The 20,922-nt window shown below is 70.1% G+C and carries 16 protein-coding genes; 10 read left to right on the forward strand and 6 right to left on the reverse strand.

Annotated features, from left to right (window positions below; all coding sequences use genetic code 11):
* Complete coding sequence (locus OG456_RS00005; protein ID WP_266555853.1) at positions 1-1,824, reverse strand: sulfatase-like hydrolase/transferase; 1,824 nt, start codon at positions 1,822-1,824, stop codon at positions 1-3.
* Between the two features lie 221 nt (positions 1,825-2,045).
* On the opposite strand from OG456_RS00005, the gene OG456_RS00010 reads away from it, so the two are divergent.
* The 7 genes from OG456_RS00010 (at position 2,046) to OG456_RS00040 (ending at position 12,184) form a co-directional block, all read left to right on the forward strand.
* Positions 2,046-2,888 carry a formylglycine-generating enzyme family protein gene (locus tag OG456_RS00010; RefSeq protein WP_266568940.1) on the forward strand — a complete coding sequence of 281 codons (843 nt, stop codon included), beginning with the start codon at positions 2,046-2,048 and terminating at the stop codon, positions 2,886-2,888.
* Between the two features lie 72 nt (positions 2,889-2,960).
* Positions 2,961-3,527 (forward strand): PadR family transcriptional regulator, encoded by a 567-nt coding sequence (locus OG456_RS00015; protein WP_116505658.1) that lies wholly within the window; start codon positions 2,961-2,963, stop codon positions 3,525-3,527.
* A 116-nt stretch (positions 3,528-3,643) separates the two neighbouring features.
* Positions 3,644-5,224, forward strand: a complete 1,581-nt coding sequence (locus OG456_RS00020; protein ID WP_266555857.1) for a sulfatase — start codon at positions 3,644-3,646, stop codon at positions 5,222-5,224.
* 45 nt (positions 5,225-5,269) lie between these two features.
* Entirely contained in the window at positions 5,270-6,634 is a 1,365-nt protein-coding gene (locus OG456_RS00025) for an MFS transporter (RefSeq protein WP_116505662.1), read from the forward strand.
* A gap of 46 nt (positions 6,635-6,680) precedes the next feature.
* The gene (locus OG456_RS00030) at positions 6,681-8,144 is read left to right on the forward strand and encodes a sulfatase-like hydrolase/transferase (RefSeq protein ID WP_266555860.1); all 1,464 of its coding nucleotides are present in this window, start codon (positions 6,681-6,683) and stop codon (positions 8,142-8,144) included.
* Positions 8,145-8,176: 32 nt separating this feature from the next.
* Entirely contained in the window at positions 8,177-10,648 is a 2,472-nt protein-coding gene (locus OG456_RS00035; protein ID WP_266555862.1) for a glycoside hydrolase family 3 protein, read from the forward strand.
* Between the two features lie 48 nt (positions 10,649-10,696).
* Positions 10,697-12,184, forward strand: a complete 1,488-nt coding sequence (locus OG456_RS00040; protein ID WP_266555864.1) for a sulfatase — start codon at positions 10,697-10,699, stop codon at positions 12,182-12,184.
* 9 nt (positions 12,185-12,193) lie between these two features.
* On the opposite strand, the gene OG456_RS00045 is transcribed toward OG456_RS00040, so the two are convergent.
* The 3 genes from OG456_RS00045 to OG456_RS00055 form a co-directional block, all read right to left on the reverse strand.
* Positions 12,194-12,790, reverse strand: a complete 597-nt coding sequence (locus OG456_RS00045) for an Lrp/AsnC family transcriptional regulator (RefSeq protein ID WP_266555866.1) — start codon at positions 12,788-12,790, stop codon at positions 12,194-12,196.
* A gap of 138 nt (positions 12,791-12,928) precedes the next feature.
* Entirely contained in the window at positions 12,929-13,831 is a 903-nt protein-coding gene (locus tag OG456_RS00050; RefSeq protein ID WP_266555868.1) for an NmrA family NAD(P)-binding protein, read from the reverse strand.
* 352 nt (positions 13,832-14,183) lie between these two features.
* Positions 14,184-15,740, reverse strand: coding sequence for an MFS transporter (locus OG456_RS00055; RefSeq protein ID WP_266555870.1), 1,557 nt, complete (start codon positions 15,738-15,740; stop codon positions 14,184-14,186).
* Positions 15,741-16,018: 278 nt separating this feature from the next.
* Between OG456_RS00055 and OG456_RS00060 the strand changes: the two genes are divergently transcribed.
* Together OG456_RS00060 and OG456_RS00065 are read left to right on the forward strand one after the other, a co-directional pair.
* Positions 16,019-16,603 carry a TetR/AcrR family transcriptional regulator gene (locus OG456_RS00060; RefSeq protein WP_266555872.1) on the forward strand — a complete coding sequence of 195 codons (585 nt, stop codon included), beginning with the start codon at positions 16,019-16,021 and terminating at the stop codon, positions 16,601-16,603.
* 147 nt (positions 16,604-16,750) lie between these two features.
* A complete protein-coding gene (locus OG456_RS00065) occupies positions 16,751-18,151 on the forward strand; it encodes an IS1380 family transposase (protein ID WP_266555873.1) in 1,401 nt (466 codons plus the stop codon).
* A gap of 422 nt (positions 18,152-18,573) precedes the next feature.
* Here OG456_RS00065 and OG456_RS00070 read toward each other — a convergent pair whose 3' ends face one another.
* Both OG456_RS00070 and OG456_RS00075 read right to left on the reverse strand, forming a co-directional pair.
* Positions 18,574-18,780 (reverse strand): hypothetical protein, encoded by a 207-nt coding sequence (locus OG456_RS00070; protein ID WP_266555874.1) that lies wholly within the window; start codon positions 18,778-18,780, stop codon positions 18,574-18,576.
* 91 nt (positions 18,781-18,871) lie between these two features.
* Positions 18,872-20,500, reverse strand: a complete 1,629-nt coding sequence (locus OG456_RS00075) for a hypothetical protein (RefSeq protein ID WP_266555876.1) — start codon at positions 20,498-20,500, stop codon at positions 18,872-18,874.
* 60 nt (positions 20,501-20,560) lie between these two features.
* Here OG456_RS00075 and OG456_RS00080 point away from each other — a divergent pair, with 60 nt between their 5' ends.
* Positions 20,561-20,737: a hypothetical protein gene (locus OG456_RS00080; RefSeq protein WP_266555878.1), complete on the forward strand. Its 177-nt coding sequence runs from the start codon at positions 20,561-20,563 to the stop codon at positions 20,735-20,737.
* The last annotated feature ends 185 nt before the right edge of the window (positions 20,738-20,922 follow it).

A 20,922-nucleotide genomic window follows, 5' to 3' on the forward strand; every position in this document is an offset into this window, starting at 1 on the left:
CTACGACTGGACCGCGTTCGCCGTCAAGGTCGAGAAGGTCCCCAATTCTGGCGACGACGCGGCGGCGAGTTCAGTGGCGATGGCCCGGAGCAGGTCGCGGGGGACGAGGCCGACCGCGAACGTGGCGATCTGGAGCAGGGACAACTCCGCGGCCATGCGGGCGAACGGCCCATCCAGGAGTGCCGCGAAGTGCGCCCGCAGGATGCGTTCGCCCTCGGTGTGCGCGAGCAGGTCACGCAGCGGTACGTGGACGCTGAGCGGGCCTGGGGGGAAGTCCTCCGGGCGGGGCGGGGGTTCGGTGGACGCCTCCACCTGGGGGCGCTGCGTCCGGGCGAGCAGATGCGCTTCGGTGACCGGGCCCGACTCCGGCAGTCCGAGCCGCACGTACTGCTCCCGCGGAGCGTCCGAGGTCCTCAGCAGGTCGGTCAGCAGCGTCGCCATGCGCAGCTCCAACGCGTCGTCGACGAGCGAGTGTTGCTGCTCGGGGTCGGTTTCCAGGTCGTAGAGCAGGGTTCCGAAGGCGTACGGGTTGGACATGGCGTGGCCCGGCACCTTCAGCAGCGGCACCTCTTTGGTGAAAGAGAACGGTGGTACCAGTTCGGCGCCCTTGAGCTCGGCGGGGGCGAAGCGGCCGCGCATGTGGGTGGGCATGAGGGTGTGCTCGTGCAGGGGCTGGTTGGTCCGCTCCGCGCTCGCCCGCATGTAGACGTGGCGGCCGTCGGTGACGCTGACGTGGCCGCCGAAGGCGCCGAACAGGCCCGCTTCGCGTACGGGGGTGTCGTCGGTGACGGTCCGCTGCAGCGGGTGGCCCTGCATGTTGGGGGTGGGGGCGAGGCCGAAGTGGTCCAGGAGCGTCGGTGCCAGGTCGATGGTCTGGACGAGAGAGGTGCGGCGCTCGCCCTGGACGCGGCTGCGCGGGTCCCAGATGAACAGAGGGGTGTGGATGGTCTCGTCGTACCAGGGCTGGACGTTCTTGCCCCACCAGCCGTGCTCTCCGAGCAGCAGGCCGTGGTCGGTGCAGACTATCAGCAACGTGTCGTCCCACAGAGCGAGTTCGTCCATGGTGTCGAGGACTCGGCCCAGGGAGGCGTCGCACATGGACAGCAGGGCCGCGTACTCGCGGCGGGCGTGGTCGACCTGTTCGTCACTCTCGCTGACCTGTTTGTAGTCGGGCCAGTCGAAGTGAGGGCCGTCGTAGGCGTGCGCGTAGTGCTGCTTGTGGCGGGCGTAGCTGAAGAACGGCTCGTGCGGGTCGAACGTCTCGATCTGCAGGAACCAGTCGTCCTCGGCGTGGTTGGTGTACAGGAACTCCAGGCCCGCGTCGAAGGTGCGGGTCTGCGGGTGGTCGGCCTCGTCCGCGAGGTACTGGCGGTTGATCCAGTCCTGTCGCCAGCCCTCCCCGCGGCGCACGCGGACGGCGTCGGGAATGTCGGGGTCGGCCACGTGCCCCTTCCAGGGGTCGCCCTCCTGGCCGCGGAAGAACTCGAAGGTGCGGTAGCGGCCGTGATAGGTGGCGCCGCCGTCCTCCCAGTAGTGCTGATGGTCCGTCACCAGGTGGGTGTGGACGTCGTGTTCACCGAGGATCTGGGGCATCGAGTCGTCGAAGGGTTCGAGCGGGCCCCAGCTGCGGTGCAGGAAGTTGTGGCGGCCGGTGTGCAGTTCGCGGCGGGCCGGCATGCACGGCATGGAGCCCGCGTAGCAGGTGTCGAAGGTGGCCGTGCGCTCGGCGAGGCGCGTGAAGTTCGGGGCATGGATTTCCTGTGCCCCGTAAGGCGGCAGGAAGCGCCGGTTGAGCGTGTCGAACACGACCATGATGGCTTTCATCGAGCCTCTTCCCCTGCCACGATTCCCCGTGCTTATGTGCATACGAACATAGGTCGGGGTTGTCGACGGAGACAACCCCCGGTACCCGGAGGATCAGAGCCGAGATGAGCGATACCCGCGCCCCCGCACGCTGCTGCATGCCGACCGGCGGAGGACCGGCGGCCGCCTCCGTGGCCGTACCCCTGACCGCGGCACCGGGCCGGGTGCGCGACGGGCGGAGGATGGTGTCGCTGCCGGGCGGCGAGTTCCTGATGGGCGCGGACGACGCCGAGGGCTTCGCCGGGGACGGCGAGGGGCCGGTGCGGGCGGTGCGGCTCGACCCGTTCCGCATCGACGTGTGCGCGGTGACCAACGAGCAGTACGCGACGTTCGTCGAGGCCACCGGGTACCGCACCGACGCCGAGCGCATCGGCTGGTCGTACGTGTTCGCCGGCTTCCTGCCGGCGGCTCTGCGGCGCGGCGCTCCCCGGCCCGAGCGAACCCCCTGGTGGTGCGGGGTACGGGGCGCCGCCTGGGACCGGCCGGAGGGACCCGGCAGCACGCTGGAGGGGCGCGGTGACCACCCAGTCGTGCACGTGTCCTGGAACGACGCCGCCGCGTACGCCGCGTGGGCGGGCAAGCGGCTGCCGACCGAGGCCGAGTGGGAGTACGCCGCCCGCGGAGGGCTCGAACAACGGCGTTACCCCTGGGGTGACCAGCTCGACCCCGACGGCAGCCACCGCTGCAACATCTGGCGCGGCACCTTCCCCACGAAGAACACCGCCGTCGACGGATATCGCGGCACGGCCCCCGTCGACGCCTTCGAGCCCAATGACTTCGGCCTGTACAACACCTCCGGCAACGCGTGGGAGTGGTGCGCCGACTGGTGGACCACGGACCACGGATCCGCCCGGCCGCTCGTCAACCCCCAAGGCCCGCGCGGCGGTTCGGACAAGGTGATCCGTGGCGGCTCGCACATGTGCCACGTCTCGTACTGCAACCGCTACCGCGTCGCGGCCCGCACCGCCAACAGTCCGGACAGCTCCAGCGGACACGCGGGTTTCCGCTGTGTTGCACCCGCGTGAAGACTCTTGACACCATCCGGGCGACGGGTGAATCTGAGCCTAGCTAGGTTCCTGCGAACATAAGAGGTTCGGATGCAGCTCGACTACGTGATCCTCGGTGCGCTGGCGCTTCGCCGCCTGTCCGGCTATGACCTGCGTCGCTGGATGGAGGGTCCGGGCCGCTACATTGGCTACGGCGTCAAGCTGCCGCAGATCTACCGCAGGCTCGGCACCCTGGTGGAGCGCGGCTGGGTGGACTTCGATGTCGACCCGCGCGAGGGCCGCCCGGACGCCAAGGTCTACCGGCTCACCGAGGTGGGCGAACAGGCGCTGCTCGCGTGGGCGCGTTCCCCGTACGAGCCGTCGCCGCGCCCCATGGACCCCGAGTTCAAACTGCGCTTCATCTTCGCCGGGCAGCTCGACCCCGAGATCGCCCTGGACGTCGTACGCACCGAGCTGGCATACCGGCTCAAGCACGACGCGCTCAGCGCCACGCTGTACGTCCCAGACCCGTACGAGCCGCAGATCGACGGCCTCGACGGGGACTGGGCCCGCGAGGTGCACACCATGGCCCACGAGCACGGCTACGCGTTCGCGGCCTCCTACATCGCCTGGCTCCAGCTGACCGAGGCCCGCCTGGAGGCGCGGCTCGGCCGCTGACCCCGCCCCACCTGGCCCCTCCTCGACATCCCCCATACCGCTTCCGCAGCACGTGGCGAGCCGCACCGCCACGTGGCGGTCGCCCCTTGCCCGATCCCCGACCGGGAGCCGCACATATGCGCATCATCTACGTCGACGTGGACACCCTCCGCGCCGACCACACCACCCCGTACGGATATCACCGGCCCACCACCCCCAACCTGCAGAAGCTCGCCGACAAGTCCGTCACCTTCGACCGCTACTACTGCTCCGACTCTCCGTGCCTGCCGTCCCGCACCGCGCTGACCAGCGGCCAGTTCGGCATCACGAACGGGGTGATCGGGCACTTCGGCCCGGCCGCCCAGTTCCGGCTCGACGCCGGGCACGGCCCCGAGCCCGACCGGCCACTGCTCGGCCAACGCCTCGGCTTCGGCGGGTACTACACCGCCGCCGTGTCGGTCTTCGCCGAACGCCACCGCGCGTACTTCTTCCACGCCAACTTCCGCGAGTCGATCCGCGCCACCGACCGGATGGGTGACGAGGAGGCGCACGACGTCAACCGCGCCGCGATCGACTGGCTGCGCCGGCACGCCGACGACGACAACTGGTATCTGCACCTGACCTATTGGGACCCGCACACCAACTACACGCAGCCCGCCGAGTGGACCGAGGAGATGGCCGCTTCGGGGCCCGTGCAGTCCTGGCCGGACGAGGAGACGATCGCCGCGCACGCCGAGGTGTACGGCCCGCGCAGCGCTCTCGACCTGCACTACTCGATCCGCGGCGCGGGCACCTCGCCCGTCCCGCACAACATGCCGGACGCGATCAGCTCCCGCGCCGACTTCGAGCACCTGATCAACGGCTTCGACGGCGCCATCTCCTACTGGGACCACCACTTCGGTCAACTCATGGCCGCACTGGAGGAGTTGGGCATCGCCGACGACACCGCGGTGATCGTCAGTGCCGACCACGGGGAGTCCTTCGGCGAGCTGGGCTCGTACGCCGAGCACGGGCACGCCAGTGAGCCCGTCCAACGCGTCCCGCTGATCGTGCACTGGCCAGGGCTCACCGACCGGCTGCCCGAGGAGGCCCGCCGCAACGACGCCCTCCTCTACAACATCGACCTCGCCCCGACCCTGTGCGATTTGCTCGGCTTGGACGTCCCGGCCGGATGGCAGGGAGAGTCGTTCGCACCCGCGGTCCGCGGCGAGCACATCGACTCGCGCGAGTACCTCGTCCTCGGCCACGGCGCCCACACCTACCAGCGCGCCGTCCGCACCCGCGACCACCTCTACATCCGCACCTACCACCCCGGCAGCTTCCGTACCGAGTGGGAGCAGCTCTTCGACGTCACCAAGGACCCATACCTGACACGGGACTTGAGGGACGACGAGCCCGACCTCGTGGCACTGATGCGGTCTCATCTCGCCGAGTGGTGGCACGAGTACGCGGGCCGCCCCGGCGCCCTGCCCGACCCCATGCAGACCACCCTGCAGACCGGGCCCACGTACTACAACGACCCCGCCCGCTACGCCGCGCACCTGCGCGCCACCGACCGCGCCCACCTCGCCGACGACCTGGAGCAGCGCCTCGCCACGCTGAACATCCCCGTGTCCTGGCATGCCCCCGACCGGCCCCGCACCGCGGAGCTCCTCGAACGCTGGGTCCACCTGCTGCAGACCCGTGACCAGCGCACTCCCACCCAGCAGGGCGGCTGAGCCTCCCCACCCGCGCACGCACCCCGCACCGGCAAAGGAGCCGAGATGCCCACCGATGCCGTACCACCAGTGCCGCCCGTACCCGTGCGATCCGTCCCGCCGCCCACGAAGGCGCCACCGCCCGGCGCCCCTCGCCGATGGCGTCAACTCGCCCTCCTGGGTGGGCTGCTGAATGTGGACAACAGCGAGTCCAGTGTCCAGTCCGTCCTCTTTCCCGCGCTGCGCGCCTCCCTCGGGCTTCCGCTCGCCGCGCTCGGCCAGCTGGTCGCCGCGAGCAAGCTGGCCCACGCCGTCGCCGGGCCCCTCTGGGTCGCGCTGGCCCGCCGATGGCCGCGCAAGAACGTCCTCGCCGTGTGCTGCGGATTCTGGGGCGTGTGGACCGCGGCCATGGGCCTGGCCCAGAACTTCGTCCAGCTCCTCGTACTGGGCACCATCGCCTCCGCCGGGATCGCGGGCGGCGGACCGCTCGTCAACGGCCTGGTGGCCGACCTCTTCGACGACGCCGACCGCGGCCGCGCGGCCGGTGTGCTGTACGGCATCGCGGCGCTGGGCCTCGGTATCACGGGTCCGCTGCTCGGCCTGCTCTCGGACGTGGAGAACGGCTGGCGGTACGGATTCTTCGCCTCCGGCACCGTCCAGGTGGTCTTCGGCGTGCTGATCCTCGCCTTCCTCCGCGACCCGGGCGTCGGCGCCAGGGACGGCGCCGGCTCCGGACCGGCCGCCGTGGCCCGGCTGACCCGGGCCCAGTTCCGCGGCCTGCTGCGCAACCGCACCCTGCTGCTGATCTGCGTACAACGCCTGACCACCGGGCAGTTCATCCTGATCAGCTTCGGAGTCACCTTCCTGGTCGACGAGCGCGGCTTCACCAACGCCACCGCCTCCCTGGTGACACCGGCCGTCACCGTCACCTACCTGCTCGGCACGTTCCTCGGCGGCTTCGTCGCCGACCGGGTCCACCGGCGGCACCCGCGCACCGGCCGGATCGCGGCCATGCAGACGGCGATCGTCGCCTATGCCGTGGTCGCCTACGCCGCCACCCAGATCGACTGGGGTCCGATGTGGGTGTACATGGTGGTGTTCGGCCTGGTGGGCGGCGTGCAGAGCGTCAATCCCGGCATCAACCGGCCGGTGGTGATGTCGGTAGTGCTGCCCGAACTGCGCAGTGCGGCCTTCGCGTTGATGCTCTCCGTCGAGGCCGCCGGGTGGGCCATCAGTTCTCTCCTGGTCGGCTACCTCGGCGACGCGTTCGGCCTGCAGACGGCATTCCTGTGGCTGGCTGTCGTCCTCATGCTGGCCAACGGCGCCCTGGTGACGCTGCTCTACCGGCCCTACGTGCGCGACGCCGCCGCCGTCCGGTCGGAGCTGGCCCGCCGCGCCGCCGCCACCATCGGAGGAGCGAAGCAGGCATGACCACCGTGACCGAGATCGTCCAGGCCCCGCACCCGGAGAACGCCTCATGAGCACCCGCACCGCCCGCCCCAACTTCCTGATCCTCATGCCGGACCAGCTGCGTGCGGACGCGCTCGGCGCCTTCGGCAACGTGCACGCGGACACCCCGCATCTAGACGCGCTCGCCGCGCGCGGCACGCGCTTCAGCAACGCCTACGTCCAGCACCCGGTCTGCTCGCCCAGCCGCGCCTCGATCCTCACCGGCTGGTACCCGCACACCGCGGGCCACCGCACCCTCACCCATCTGCTCAAGGACCACGAGCCGAACCTCCTGCGCGTCCTCAAGGACGCCGGCTACCACGTCACGTGGGCCGGAATGCGCGGCGACACCTTCGCGCCCGGCGTCACCGAGTCCAGCGTCGACGAGTACGGCTTCTCGACCTGGCCCACCCGGCTCCACGGCGGGGACTACCCCGAGGGCGTCTGGTCCCGGCTGTTCTACCGGGGCCGGGTCCCCGACGACGGCGGGATCGACTTCGACGAGGCCGCGGTGCGCACCGCCGAACAGTGGCTGCGCGAGCCCCCGCGGGACCGGCCCTGGGTGCTGTTCGTGCCGCTGGTGGCGCCGCACTGCCCGTTCCAGGTGGAGGAGCCGTGGTTCTCCCGGTTCGACCGCGGCGCGGTGCCCGACCCGGCCCCGCCCGGCGATCCCTCCGGTGAACCGCGCTACCTGCGCGCCGTCCGCGAAGCCCACGGCCTGGACGAGGTCACCCCCGAACAGTGGCGCGAGGTCGTGGCCACGTACTACGGCATGGTGTCCCGCCTCGATGACCAGATCGGCCGCATTTCCAGGGCAGTTGAGCAGGCGGGCGCGGCGGACGACACCGTCACCCTCTTCTTCGCCGACCACGGCGAGTACCTCGGCGATCACGGGGTGATCGAGAAGTGGCCGTCCGCGATGCACGACTGCATCACCCGCGACCCGCTGATCATCAGCGGTGCCGGGCTCGGCGAAGGCGGCCAGGAGTGCGCCGCGATGGTGGAGATGGTCGACGTCCTGCCCACCGTGCTCGACCTCGCGGGCGTGCCCGCACCCCACCGCCACTTCGGCCGCAGCCTGCTGCCGCTGCTGAGCGACCCCTCGGCGCCACACCGTGAACTCGCCTTCACCGAGGGCGGGTTCACCGTCGACGAGGAACCGCAGATGGAGCGCGCAGGCTTCCCTTACGACCTGAAGTCCGACCTCCAGCACCAGGACCCGACCTTGGTGGGCAAAGCCGTCGCCGCCCGGGACCGGGAGTGGACGTACGTGTGGCGCCTGTACGAGCAGCCCGAGCTGTACCACCGCGCCGAGGACCCGCACGAGCGCACCAACCTCGCGGGCCGCCCCGAACGCGCCGACGTGGAACGGCGCCTGCACGACGCCGTGCTGCGCTGGCTGGTGGAGACCTCCGACTTCATCCCGGCCGATCCCGACCCGCGCCGGCCCGACGTGGCCCTGCCCGCCCCGGCCGCACCCGCCCGGTCGTAAATGATCCCCGCACCCACGCAAGGGAACCAACGATGAACCACCCCGATCAGCCCGACTACGCTGCCGATGTCGAGGCCGCCCTGGGCCGCCTCGACCTCGACACGAAGACGCGCCTGCTGGCCGGCCAGGACCTGTGGTCCCTGCCGGCCGTCCCGGAGATCGGCCTGGAGTCCGTGGTCATGTCGGACGGACCCGTCGGCGTGCGAGGACCCGAGTTCGACCCCGACGACCCGGCCCTCACCCTGCCCAGCCCCACCGCGCTTGCCGCCACCTGGAGCCCGGAGCTGGCCCGCACGGCCGGCCGTGCCCTCGCGCAGGAGGCCCACCGCAAGGGCGTGCACGTCCTGCTCGCCCCCACCGTCAATCTGCACCGCTCCCCGCTGGGCGGCCGCCACTTCGAGTCGTACGCGGAGGACGCGCTGCTCACGGTCCGCATCGGCGCGGGCTACGTCACGGGCCTCCAGGAGAGCGGCGTCGCCGCCACCGTCAAGCACTTCGTCGCCAATGACGCCGAGACCGAACGCTTCACCGTCGACAACCAGGTCGGCGCCCGCGCCCTGCGCGAGCTCTACCTCGCCCCGTTCGAGGAGATCATCGCCACGGCCCGGCCCTGGGCGCTGATGTCCGCCTACAACTCCGTCAACGGATCCACCATGACGGAGCACCGCCCGCTCCAGATCGGCGTCCTGCGCAAGGAGTGGGGCTTCGACGGCGTCGTCGTCTCCGACTGGCTGGCCGCCCGGGACACCGTGCGGGCCATCGAGGGCGGACTCGACATCGCCATGCCGGGCCCCTTCACCGTCTTCGGCCCCGCGCTCGCCGCCGCCGTGCGCGACGGCCGGGTGGCGGAGTCCACGGTGGACACCGCCGTACGGCACGTCCTACTGCTCGCCGCACGCCTCGGCCTGCTGAAGGGCGCCCCGCCCGTCGTGGGGCAGGACGACCGCCCCGCGCCCGTGGACGGGGAGGCCGTGGCCCGAGAGATCGCCACCCGGTCGATCGTGATGCTGGAGAACCGCGACCGGACGCTGCCGCTGGACACTTCCAGCACGCCCCGCATCGTGCTCATCGGCCGGGCCGCCCGCGACGCCCGCATCCTCGGCGGCGGCTCCGCCACGGTCTTCCCCGCCCATGTGGTCTCGCCGCTGGACGGACTGCGCGCCGCGCTCCCGGACGACGTAGCACTCGACTATGCCCTGGGCGCCGACCCGGACAACGAACTCTCCATCGCGGCGGAAGAGTTCACGCTCCGTGCCGTCCTGCGGGACGCGCACGGATCGGTTCTCGCCGAGTGCCCGCTGCCGGTCGGCAACCTGCGCTGGACGGCCGACGCACTGCCCGACGGCGTCGACTTCGAGGCTCTGGACTCGGTCGAGGTCACCGGCACCTTCACGCCACGCGACAGCGGCACGCACCACTTCGGCACGCGTGGCATCGGCGACTTCCGGCTCACCGTGGACGGCAGCGTCGTGTACGAAGGCGTGGACGACCCGGATTCCGCGGACCCGATGGACGCGGTCCTGATCGGCCGTTGTGTGCCGCGCGGCTCCGCGGACCTGGAAGGGGGCCGCCCGGTCACCGTCAGGCTCCTCAACCGCACACCCAAGGGCGCCATCGGCCCGCTGCGCGGTGTCGCCTTCGGCCTCGCCCACCGGGCGCCGGAACGCGACGGCGACCAGCTCATGGAGGAGGCGGTCGCCGCCGCGTCCGCCGCCGATGTCGCGGTCGTCGTGGTCGCCACCACCGAACACGTCGAGAGCGAGGGCTTCGACCGCGTCACCCTGCGCCTGCCGGGGCGCCAGGACGAACTCGTCGCCCGCGTCGCCGCCGCCAACCAGCGCACCGTCGTGATCGTCAACTCCGGCGCCCCCGTGGAGATGCCGTGGCGCGAGGACGTCGCCGCGGTACTGCTGAGCTGGTTCCCCGGGCAGGAGGGCGGTGCGGCCCTGGCCGATGTGCTCCTCGGCCACGCCGAGCCGGGCGGCCGCCTGCCCACCACCTGGCCCGCCCGCCTCACCGACGCCCCCGTCACCCAGGTCACCCCCACCGACGGCGTCCTGCGCTACGACGAGGGCGTCTTCATCGGCTACCGCGCCTGGCAACGCCACGCCACCGCCCCCGCCTACCCATTCGGCCACGGACTCGGCTACACCGACTGGACGTACGAGCACATCGAGATCACGGACACCACCACGGCCCGCATCCGGCTGCGCAACACCGGCGACCGCACCGGCCGGGAAGTGGTCCAGCTCTACGTCGCCCCCACCCGGCCCGACACCGTGGAACGGCCGGAGCGCTGCCTCGCGGGATTCGCCTCCGTCGCCGCGGATCCGGGCGAGGCCGCAACGGCCGAAATCCCGCTTCCCGAGCGCGCGTTCATCCTCTGGGACGAGAACACCGGTGGCTGGACGACGATCCCCGGCGAGTACCAGGTACTGGCCGGCCACAGCGTCGCCGACACCCGCCTCTCGGCCGTCATCGCCGTACCCGCCAAGGACGCCTGAGACCCGGCCGCCTCCATGACGGCACTCCACGAAAGGCACTCCACTTCCATGCAGTCCGCCCCGCCCGCCGGGCCTCTCAACGTCCTGTGGTTGTACTGCGACGAGCTGCGCGCAGACGCGCTCGGCTGCTACGCCACAGGCCCCTTCCGCCCGCACACGCCCGCCATCGACGAACTCGCGGCATCCGGAGCCGTGTTCAAGGAGTGCTACACCAACTCCCCAGTCTGCGTGCCCTCCCGTACCGCCCTGCTCACCGGTCAGCCACCCGAGCGCACCGGCGTCTACCACAACGAGGCATACGCCGACGGCTTCCCGCTGCCACCGGGCCTGACCACCTTCCCGGAGGTCTTCGCCCGCCACGGCTACCGCACGGCCAGTTTTGGCAAGGAACACATCCCGGCCGGGCTGACCCCGTGGCAGTTGCACGACCCCGCCGGCGGCGCCATGCGCGACCCGCTCAGCGGCCGGGACCCGGCGGACTGCGCCCTGACGGTCACCCCGAACGGGAAGACGGTCGTCGCCGGCACGCTCCCCGAAGGACAGCCGTACGGCCCCGCCCAAGTCACGGAGAACGCCGCCGCCTGGATCGCACAGGCCCAGGAACCCTTCCTCGTACGGGCTTCCTTCCTCCAGCCGCACACTCCGGTGATCGTTCCGCACGCGTACGGGCAGGTGCACAGGCCCGAGGACTTCCCGGACGTGCTCCCCGGCTCACGGGCGCCGGTGAGCCGGTTCGAGCGGCGCTTCGCCGAAGTCAGCGGCGGCGGCCAGGACGCCGACCCGGCCGTGGCCCGCCGGGCCCACGCGGCGTACCACAACCTGGTCAGCTGGGTCGACGCCCAACTCGCCGTCCTCATGGACGCCTTGCGCGCCAAGGGAGTTGCGGACCGCACCGTCGTCGTCCTCACCTCGGACCACGGCGCCCACCTCGGCGAGAACGGGGCGTACGGCAAACACACCTTCGCCCGCGGCTCCCACCGGGTGCCGCTGATCATCAGCGCACCCGGACGCCTCGCGCGCCAGGTCCGCACCGACCTGGCCCAGTCGCTCGACCTGGCCCGGACCCTGTTCGGGCTGTGCGGCATCGAGGCACCGGAGTCGTTCGACGGACGCGACCTCTTCCACGACCCGGCACCGACCGGGATCTTCTCGACCATCGGCTACGGCGCACCATGGAGCCGGGCCTTCCCCAACCAACAGCACGGAACCTACGACGACGGCCGAGGCTGGCCCCGCCGCTCGTGCATCCGCACCGACCGCTACCGCCTCGACGCCACCGTCCGGATCGACGGCCGCCCACCACGCGACAGCGAGGAGGAGGACCTCGTCCTGATCGACCACGTCGCCGACCCCGACGAGGCGGTCAACCTGGCAGACGACCGTCAACTGGCCGACGTGGCGAAGGACTTGCACGCCCGGCTCCTGAAGAACGCCGCGGATGCCGTGGAAGTCGACGACGACCTGCTCAAGGACCTCGCCCTCAAGACCCTGGCCCGGCACCGGGAGCTGCGGCGTGGCGGCCGTAGTCCGCTGTGACGCATGGCTTCAGGAAGGATCGGACCAGATGTCCATGGGGACGGTGCTCACGCTGCGGCCTGCCGGGTCGAGGATGCGGCCCATGCGCTTGACGAAGCGCAGCGAGACGGCCTGGTCCAGCACCTTCAGCTGGGGCAGTGCGCTGGTGAGGCGGGATTCGAGGCCGCGGGCCTCGGTGAGGGAGCGGAGCCAGACGCTGATGAGCAGGTTCGCCGTACCCCCGGCGAGGCCGATGCACGCCCGGATCTCTGGTACGGCGGCCAACAGTCTGTTCAGGGCGTCGCGGTCGTCGATCCGGGCATGGGCCCAGATCGAGGTGGAGATCGGCCAGCCGCATAGGGGTTGAGCCACTTCGCAGCGCAGCTCCAGGTCCTCGTTGGCGATGAGGAGGGCGAGACGCTTTCGTACGGTGGTGATCCCGACGCCCAGCTCCTGCGCGAGGTCCGTGAGCGACGTACGGCCGTCGGCCCCGAGGCGCACGCTGAGGAGCCGGTCCCGCGCGGTGAACGTCTGGGGCGTCGACGGCGACCTGGCCGGGCGTTCGGCGGTGATGTGAGCCCGCTGGCGGGGGTCAAGGGCGCGCAGGCGCCAGTCGGTGGCGTGCACGAAGACATGGGTGCCGAGCTGGGTGCGGGTGGCGCTGACGGTTGCGCAGCAGCGTGAGAGCTGGTCGGGTGGTCAAGGCCGGGGCCTGGCCGGCTCCGCGATGGCAGTCACCCCGGGGCCGGTCTTGGCCGGGGCGGCTCAGCCCAGGTAGAAGTCCTTTCGGGCGGCCACGAACGCCTCGATCGACTGAGCCGGGATGCCCGTCACGCGCTTGACGCCGTCGGCGGTGCGGTTGTATCGGTTGTCCCGGTGCAACTGGGCCATGGTGGCGACGTGCTGTGCGACGTGCGGCGGCATCCCCAGCTTCGGGAGCTGGGCCTCCCACCTCTCGGGGGGTACGTCCACGTAGGACACCGGACGGCCCAGCGCCCGCGAGAACTCCTCGGCCAGCTCCGTCATATCGACCGAGCGCGGCCCGGTCAGCTCGTAGACCTGCCCGATGTGCGGAGCCGGGTCGCGAAGCACTGTGGCGACGACCCGGGCGACGTCGTCCACGGAGACCGGCGAGGTGCGTCCCGCGCCGAACGGCAGCGCGATCGTGCCGTTCTCCTGAAGCGACCGCGCCGCCATCGTGGTGAACAGCGGAGTGTCCAGAAACGCCGTCGGCCGGATGTGCACCACGGGCAGGCCGGACCAGTTCAGTACCTGCTCCGCCAGCCAGTGAAGCCGCTGCTGGTGCGACTCCGCGGTGCTGATGGCGGTCATCTGCGACACCGTCATCTGCGACAGGTCGACCAGTGCCTCCAGCTTCCCGTACTCCTTTGCAACAGAGGCCACCACGGTCGCCGCCAGCAGGTGGTCCGGCGACACGCGCATCGCGAAGTACATCCGCGCCACGCCCTGCAGTGCGGCCGCCACCGTCTCGGGCTGGGTCAGGTCGCCGATGACGACCTGCGCGCCGAGCGCCCGCAGCTCGGCCGCACGTTCGTCCTCACGCCGGACCATGAAACGCACCGGCACATCCCGAGCCTGCAAGTGCTCGAAGACCGTACGGCCCACGCCGCTGGCACCGGGGATGAGAACAAGGTTGTCGGCAACCATCAGTCGATCTCCTTCGGGGTAGTGGAATAACTGAGTCGTGTTGTGATCGGAGCGTCAGCGGAGTTGTCAGCAAGGCGTTGGCCTGGCGAGGTGAGGGGCACCGAAGCCGACACATGCCTCACCCGCGGGGGCGCACCCCTGCGGGCACCGTGTCGACCATCCGCCCGTACAACCCCTGCTCCAGCGAGAAGCCCACCCGTAACATCGCGTGCGAGAGCACCGGCCCCCGCGATCAGATCGCCGAACAGCTCCAGATCGATGTCGCCGCGGATCTTCCCGGTGTCGGCAGCGGTACTGCAGGAACACCCCGGACAGACGGTCGCCCCCGGTGTCTCGGGGGGATGGCTCGTGATCACTGTCGGCCTCCGACGGACTGGCGCTGGGACCTGTCACCGCCGGCGGCCACGGCGGCATCCTTTCCCGGCAGGAAGGCCAGCACGACGACGGCGCCAGTCAGGGCGACGGCCGCGGACCCTATCGCCGTGATGTGCATGGCATGGATGAAGGCGCCGTGCGCGGGCTGCACCAGGGCCCTGCCGGCCGGTCCCAGCTTCTCGGCGACGGCCAGGGTGGCCTGGAGGGATTCACCTGCGGCGTGCCGGTCGGAGGCGGGCAGGCGGTTCAGGTGGCTGTTGATGCCGCTGCGGTAGGTGGTGGACAGCAGAGATCCCAGGACGGCGACGCCCATGGCCCCGCCGACCTGTCGGAAGGTGTTGTTGACTGCGGATCCGGAGCCGGCCTTCTCCCGCGGAAGCGACGACATGATCATGACTGTGGCGGGTGGCATCACATGGGCCATCCCCGTGCCCATCAGGAAGAACAGCACCTCCAGCACCCAGATGGGGGTGTCCTGGCCGAGCAGCAGGAAGCCGGCGAAGGCCACGGCGGTCAGGATGAGACCGGCGGCGCACACGGATCGAGCGCCGAAGCGGTCGACGACCAGCCGGGCCTGCGGGGCGAAGAACATCTGGGAGGCGGCCAGCGGCAGCACAAGCAGACCGGACTGCAGGACGCTGTAGCCCCGGACGCTCTGGTTGTAGAAGACGCTGAAGAACGTGACGCCCATGAGCGCGAAGAAGACCAGGCCGATGGCGGCGACGGACGCGGAGAACCGCCGGATGCGAAAGTAGGTGACGTCGAGGGCCGGATGGTCGCTGCGGGCCTCGTAAACCACGAAACCGGCGAGGACCGCCAGGCCGGCGAGGATCGTCGCCCATGCCTCGGGCCTGGTGAAGTCGCCCAGTTGGCCGCCCTTGATGATGCCGTAGACCAGCAGCGCCAGACCGGCGATCGACAGCAGCACGCCGACCGGATCGAGCCTGCCGGGCCTGGGGTCCTTGGAATCGGGGACGATCGCCACCATCGCGACCAGCGCGACGATCACGATCGGCACATTGACCAGGAAGACCGAACCCCACCAGAAGTGCTGCAGCAGGGCACCACCGGCGATCGGGCCGGCGGCCAGGGCGAAACCGACCACGCCGGTCCAGATGCCGATGGCCTTGGGCTGCTCCTCGCGCTCGAAGACATTCATGATGATCGCGAGGGTGGCGGGCAGGATGAAGGCACCGCCGAAGCCCATCACGGCACGGAAGGCGATGAGCTGCCCGGAGGAGTCCGACAGCGTGGACAGCGCGGATCCCGCACCGAACACCAGCATGCCGAAGAGCAGTACCTTCTTGCGGCCGAGCCGGTCACCGAGCAGGCCCGCAGTGAAGAGCAGTCCGGCGAAGACCAGCGTGTAGGAGTTGACCGCCCACTCCAGTTGGCTCTGGGTGGAGCCCAGTCCAGTGGGAGCGGGCTGGGCGATGGTCTTCATCGCCACGTTGAGGATCGAGTTGTCCAGCATCACCACCAGGAGGCTGCATGAGAGCACGGCCAGGATGGCCCAGCGCCGGCGGTGGACCACCTCGGAAACCCTTCGTCGCTGCCAAGGCGGCACGGATGGCGTGGCCGGCGCGGGTGTCGAGGACTCGGCGGGAGTGGGTGGTGATGCCACGGGGCGTCTCCAGTGCTGTCGATGGTTCTGCGATTGCCGGGCGGGGGCCGTCGGCCTCGGACTGCGGGAGGCGGCGCAAGGCCCTGCCTGACCTGCGGGTGGCCTCGCCGGCAAAATAGATGTCGCCATCAAACTAAACCCGGGATAGAATAGATTGCAAGTGACAGCTATTCGAGGAGAGTGATTCCGTGGGCCGCGTGTCCAAGGCGCAGGCACAGGAGAAGCGGCAGGAGGTCGTGGCCACCGCCTCCCGGATGTTCCGCGAGAGAGGCATCGCGGTCAGCATCGCCGACCTGATGAAAGCGGTCGGGCTCTCCCATGGCGCGTTCTACAAGCAGTTCGCCTCCAAGGACGACCTGGTAGACAAGGCCATCGCCCACGCCTTCGAGGATCCGGCAGCGCACTCGCCGATGGCGCCTGAGGAGCACGCGGAGGAGCACGAGGCCGCCCGCCGGACGCTGATCGAGCAGTACCTCTCGATCTGGCACCGCGATCACGCCGAGGACGGCTGCCCCGTCTCCGGATTCGCCACCGACCTGGGGCGCGACCCCGACCAGGCCGCCCGCTCCCAGCAGGTCTACATCAAGGGGGTACGGAACCGCGCCGCTAGGCTGGCCACCGGCGATGACGACGGCGTAGTCCAGCTCTGTACCATGGTCGGCGCCCTCGTCCTCGCCCGCGCCACCCGGGGCAACCCGATCTCCGAAGAGCTGCTGCAGGCCGCGCGCACGGCTCTCACCGAGAACGGCAGCGGCAGGCCGACACGGTCGTAGCGCAGTGACCGAGCGAACGGCTCATCCCGGATCCACCGGCTTGATGTCTGTGGATGACTCTCGGGGAAACGAGAAAGTGCCTTGTGACCTGCGATGATGGGGTTTCTCTAGGACCACATCAGGCACGATCGACAAGGCACTTCCGAGATGCAATCTTCCCATGCCGCCGCGAAGGTCTCCGCACGGTTCGATGATCCGAATCTGGTCGGGTACGGCGGACTGGAGCCGGTGGTGCGCCTGGCCGAGCGGTGCGGACTGCCCGCGCTGGCCAGCGAACACGTCCGGTTGCCGGTCTCGAAGGACGGCACGGGTGCCTTCCCCGCGGCGAAGCTGATGTCGCTGGTGGGCGGCATGGTCGCGGGCGCGGACAGCATCGATGACATGGACCGGTTGCGGCACGGCGCTCTGCCGCGCCTGTTCGCCGGGGTGCGGGCGCCGTCCACGCTGGGCTCGTTCCTGCGTTCCTTCACTCACGGGCACGTGAAGCAACTGCACGCGGTGGCACGGAGGTTCCTGCCCGAACTGGCCGCGCACACCGGGCTGCTGTCCGGCGCCGAATCGGTCGCCCATGTGGACATCGATGACACGATCCGCCGCACCTACGGCTACGCCAAGCAGGGGGCGGGTTACGGATACAGCAAGGTCAAGGGCCTCAACGCGCTGCTCGGGATCGTCTCCACACCCCTGTCCGCCCCCGTGATCGCCGCCACCCGTCTGCGCAAGGGCCCGACCAACTCCGCACGCGGGGCCGCCGCCTTCGTCGCCGAGACCATCCGCACGGCCCGCGCCAGCGGCGCTACCGGACTGCTCCTCGTGCGGGCCGACTCCGCGTTCTACGGCGCCGACGTCATCGGCGCCTGCCGGGCCCTGGATGCCCGCTTCTCCGTCACGGTGCGGATGAACGCCTCGATCAAGGCCGCGATTGCGGGCATCGACGAAGCCGCATGGAAAGCGGTCAAGTACCCGAAGGCGGTGTGGGACGACGAGGGGCAGTGCTGGATCTCGGACGCGGAGATAGCCGAGGCCACCTACACCGCCTTCACCTCCAAGCCGAAGAATCAGCAGGTCACCGCCCGCCTGATCGTGCGCCGCGTCAAGCGCCTCAACCCCGGGGCGATCCCCGAGGGGCAGGGCACGCTTTTCGACACCTGGCGCTATCACGGCGCGTTCACCAACTCTCCGCTCTCCCTGGCCGCTGCCGAGCGTGATCACAGGCGTCACGCAGTCGTGGAACAGGTGATCGCGGATGTGAAGAACGGCCCGTTCGCGCACGCCCCCTCCGGGCACTTCCAGGCGAACGCAGCCTGGCTCGCCCTGGCCGCCCTCGCGCACAACCTGACCCGCGCCGCCGGCACCCTGGCATCCGCCTTCCACGCCAAGGCGACCACCGGCACAATCCGCGACCACCTGATCAACGTGCCTGCTCGGCTGGCACGTTCGGCCCGCCGCCTTACTCTCCACCTGCCCCAACGCTGGCCCTGGCGGGACGACTTCACCCAGCTCTTCGACCTCGCACACGCGCCACCACCCGCCGTCGACAAGCCTTGACCACCCCGCCCGCAAGGGCCTGAGACCTCCGAGCATGTGGAAAAGCTGGGCAGACCAGCGGGCACCCCATGCCCGAATCCGCAGCTCGGCCTCGGACCGCCCCCGAACCACCCGAAACGATCACTCCAAAATCAAGCCGGTGGATCCGGGCTCATACGCACTCGATCAGTTCTTATGAATGTGGTGAGTTAAGCCTCGCACCCAGGCAGGGGCCTCCCTGAGGCAAAGGACTGCACCTTCGGCTCTCTTCACCCACTGAAGGCGCACGCCCGGCAGTATCGTCGCCCGCATTATGCGACCAATCCTCGCGATAACCGCCGCGACCTGACACAACGACCACACAGGACAGCCCGCCCTGCGCTCACTGACCCCCTATAACCACTGACCCCTTGGAATCGATCATCTAGGGCTCGGCCCAGTCACTACGGCGTGATGCCCTCCGGCGCGCTCACGCAGCCGTCGACGAACGGCTCTTTCCCGTCGTCGCCGAGGTCGTCCTGCCGACGCTCGACGTCCCACCGCTCCTCGCGGTCCTCCCGGCTCGGATGCCGTACCTCCACGACTCCTGCCGCTCTGCGCTGCTTGAGCAGCTCGCTCCGCGGAGAACTCCGCCATCTGCGTGAGCGCACACGGAGCCTTCTGCCCTGGACAGGACGGGTTCCCGGACCGTGGGCAGCCGGGAAACAGCCCGCCCACCCCCAAGGCTTCCTGATCAAGAGTTCACGGACAGGTTCTGGCGTCCCACGCGACCGGAACTTCGGGTGCAGGGAGAGCTCCCCCGTCTGCACGCGTCCTGATCAGCCGCCCCTCCACCGTGCCGATCACCAGGTCCCCGTCCGGACCTGCGCTCAGGCAAGTCGGTGTGTAGAGGTGCCCGCTGAGGGTGAGCGTCCTCCGCCGTACCACCGTGCCTTCCTCTGCTCGTAGCGTGAGCAGCTCGCAGGCCCCGGCTCCTGTCACGGCGTAGACGAGACCGCCGTGCACGTCGACCCCGGTCACCCGCGCGTCGAAACGGTGGACCCAGGCCACAGCACCGTCCGGGTAAGCGCGACGTACGAGGTAGGTGCCGTCGCGCGCCGTGCACGTGTGGACAAGCCCCTGTCCGGCGTCGTCGTCGACGTATGCGGCGGGACCGCCGCGCAGGTGAGGGCCGAGTGCCTCGTGCCAGGCGAGCGGGAACAACTTCTCGACCCCGTTGAGGTCGGCCCGCACGACCCACTTCTCCAACAGTTCCGTCCTTTCCTCCCCGCCGCCGACGCCGTAGAGGAAAAGCAGATGGGGCGAACGTCGCACGGTGAAGTCGTAGGAACTGTCGCTCTCCCCCAATGCCAGGGTGGCCAGCTGTCGCCCGGACGGCGTGAGCACGACGCTGTCGTACGGCGGCCAGCGCGGCCCGGGGAACAGCTCCCGTGAGTCCCTGGCCACCCAGGCACCATCCGTGCGCGCAGCGATGGCAACCGGAAAGTCGAGGCGGCTCTCGGCGAGTTGGGCACCGTCGGTGAGGGCGAACCGGCACAGCAGTGTGCGCCGGTCGCTGCTGTCGCCCACCAGGACGGTGATCCACGCGCTCTCCTCGTCCGGGGTGACGTACACCCGACAGCCGTTGCGTTGCCGCTGGCTGTCAGGCACCGGCACCGACCACTGCGGGGTACCGTCCGGCGACCAGCACTCCAGTAGGACCCCGCTCTGCGCCGCAGCAAGAATCCGGCCGTCCCGCAGCACCTCCACGACGGCCACCCCCGGCCGCCGGGCCCAGTCGCGGCCCCTCTCGGCGGCGATGCCGGCAAGGTACCGCTGAGGTTGGTCGATGTCCGGTCCTTTGATGCCGCTCCAGTCGACCTCCACCGGCACCTGCGGCCAGGAGACCAGCGCGGCGAGCACGTCGGCGGTAACGTCCTGCCAATCGGGGCGCTCTACGACAGATCGCGTGTACGTCACCCGGCCCAGGTCTTCGTAGTCGACAACCGGCCGAGCGAACGTCACCTCCAAGCGGCACGCATCCCGCCAGCGCAGGGCGCTGACACCTGCCCCGGCGACGGCCACGTCAGTCCGGCGCCGCGTCTCCGGCTCGTACAGGTGCAACCCGCCCCGCAGTTCGAACTCGTCGCCCTCCTCCGTCCCCACGGCGAGCACGGGCAAGGCCGGATGGAAGGCGAGCCCCTCGATGCCCTGCTCCAGCACAATCTGGTCCCACAAAGCGAGATCGCTCGTCCGGTAGACCGCGATCCGGCCACCGTCGCCGCGTCCGCTCGCGTAACAACTGACGGCGATCCAGCGGCCGTCCGCACTCACGTCGGTCGTGAAAGGGTGGCCGATCTCGGGGAACGGGTCGTCGGGTATCAGACGCATCGCAGGAGCGTATCGGCCGACGATCCCTGGTGAACGGTCCAGTCGCTGCCACTGTCCCCTATGAGCTGGACCTTAGAGGAGATGACCGCCTGCGCCTCCCGCGACATTCTCGTCATCCCGGGCGATGTCCTCGGCCGGGCCTGCCGGGCCGGCCTGCTCCCCATGGAGCCGTCAGCCCATCTGGTCTCGGCGGACAGGCAATCCAGCCAAGATCCGGACCAGGCGTGGACCAACTAGACTTCCCATCAAGCGATATCGCCCGTTACCGCAGGTCAGGCGCCAAAGAGGCCCTGTACCGCAAGGAGACGAAGAACCTGCTCGTGAGCTGCTCCGCGCAGAAGCTCGGGTTCTTCCAGAGGCCCACAACGAGGCGCCTGCGCCGGGCACTTGCCGGTCAGGCGCCTCTCTCGCCGCGCAACCTG

Source organism: Streptomyces sp. NBC_01446, assembly GCF_026340095.1.
Lineage (GTDB): Bacteria > Actinomycetota > Actinomycetes > Streptomycetales > Streptomycetaceae > Streptomyces > Streptomyces aureus.

Coding starts and splice junctions, on each gene's coding strand:
- OG456_RS00065 (WP_266555873.1), top strand. CDS start 16,751: ATGCAATCTTCCCATGCCGCCGCGAAGGTCTCCGCACGGTTCGATGAT.
- OG456_RS00040 (WP_266555864.1), top strand. CDS start 10,697: ATGCAGTCCGCCCCGCCCGCCGGGCCTCTCAACGTCCTGTGGTTGTAC.
- OG456_RS00030 (WP_266555860.1), top strand. CDS start 6,681: ATGAGCACCCGCACCGCCCGCCCCAACTTCCTGATCCTCATGCCGGAC.
- OG456_RS00050 (WP_266555868.1), bottom strand. CDS start 13,831: ATGGTTGCCGACAACCTTGTTCTCATCCCCGGTGCCAGCGGCGTGGGC.
- OG456_RS00015 (WP_116505658.1), top strand. CDS start 2,961: ATGCAGCTCGACTACGTGATCCTCGGTGCGCTGGCGCTTCGCCGCCTG.
- OG456_RS00025 (WP_116505662.1), top strand. CDS start 5,270: ATGCCCACCGATGCCGTACCACCAGTGCCGCCCGTACCCGTGCGATCC.
- OG456_RS00020 (WP_266555857.1), top strand. CDS start 3,644: ATGCGCATCATCTACGTCGACGTGGACACCCTCCGCGCCGACCACACC.
- OG456_RS00035 (WP_266555862.1), top strand. CDS start 8,177: ATGAACCACCCCGATCAGCCCGACTACGCTGCCGATGTCGAGGCCGCC.
- OG456_RS00080 (WP_266555878.1), top strand. CDS start 20,561: ATGAGCTGGACCTTAGAGGAGATGACCGCCTGCGCCTCCCGCGACATT.
- OG456_RS00005 (WP_266555853.1), bottom strand. CDS start 1,824: ATGAAAGCCATCATGGTCGTGTTCGACACGCTCAACCGGCGCTTCCTG.
- OG456_RS00010 (WP_266568940.1), top strand. CDS start 2,046: ATGGTGTCGCTGCCGGGCGGCGAGTTCCTGATGGGCGCGGACGACGCC.
- OG456_RS00075 (WP_266555876.1), bottom strand. CDS start 20,500: ATGCGTCTGATACCCGACGACCCGTTCCCCGAGATCGGCCACCCTTTC.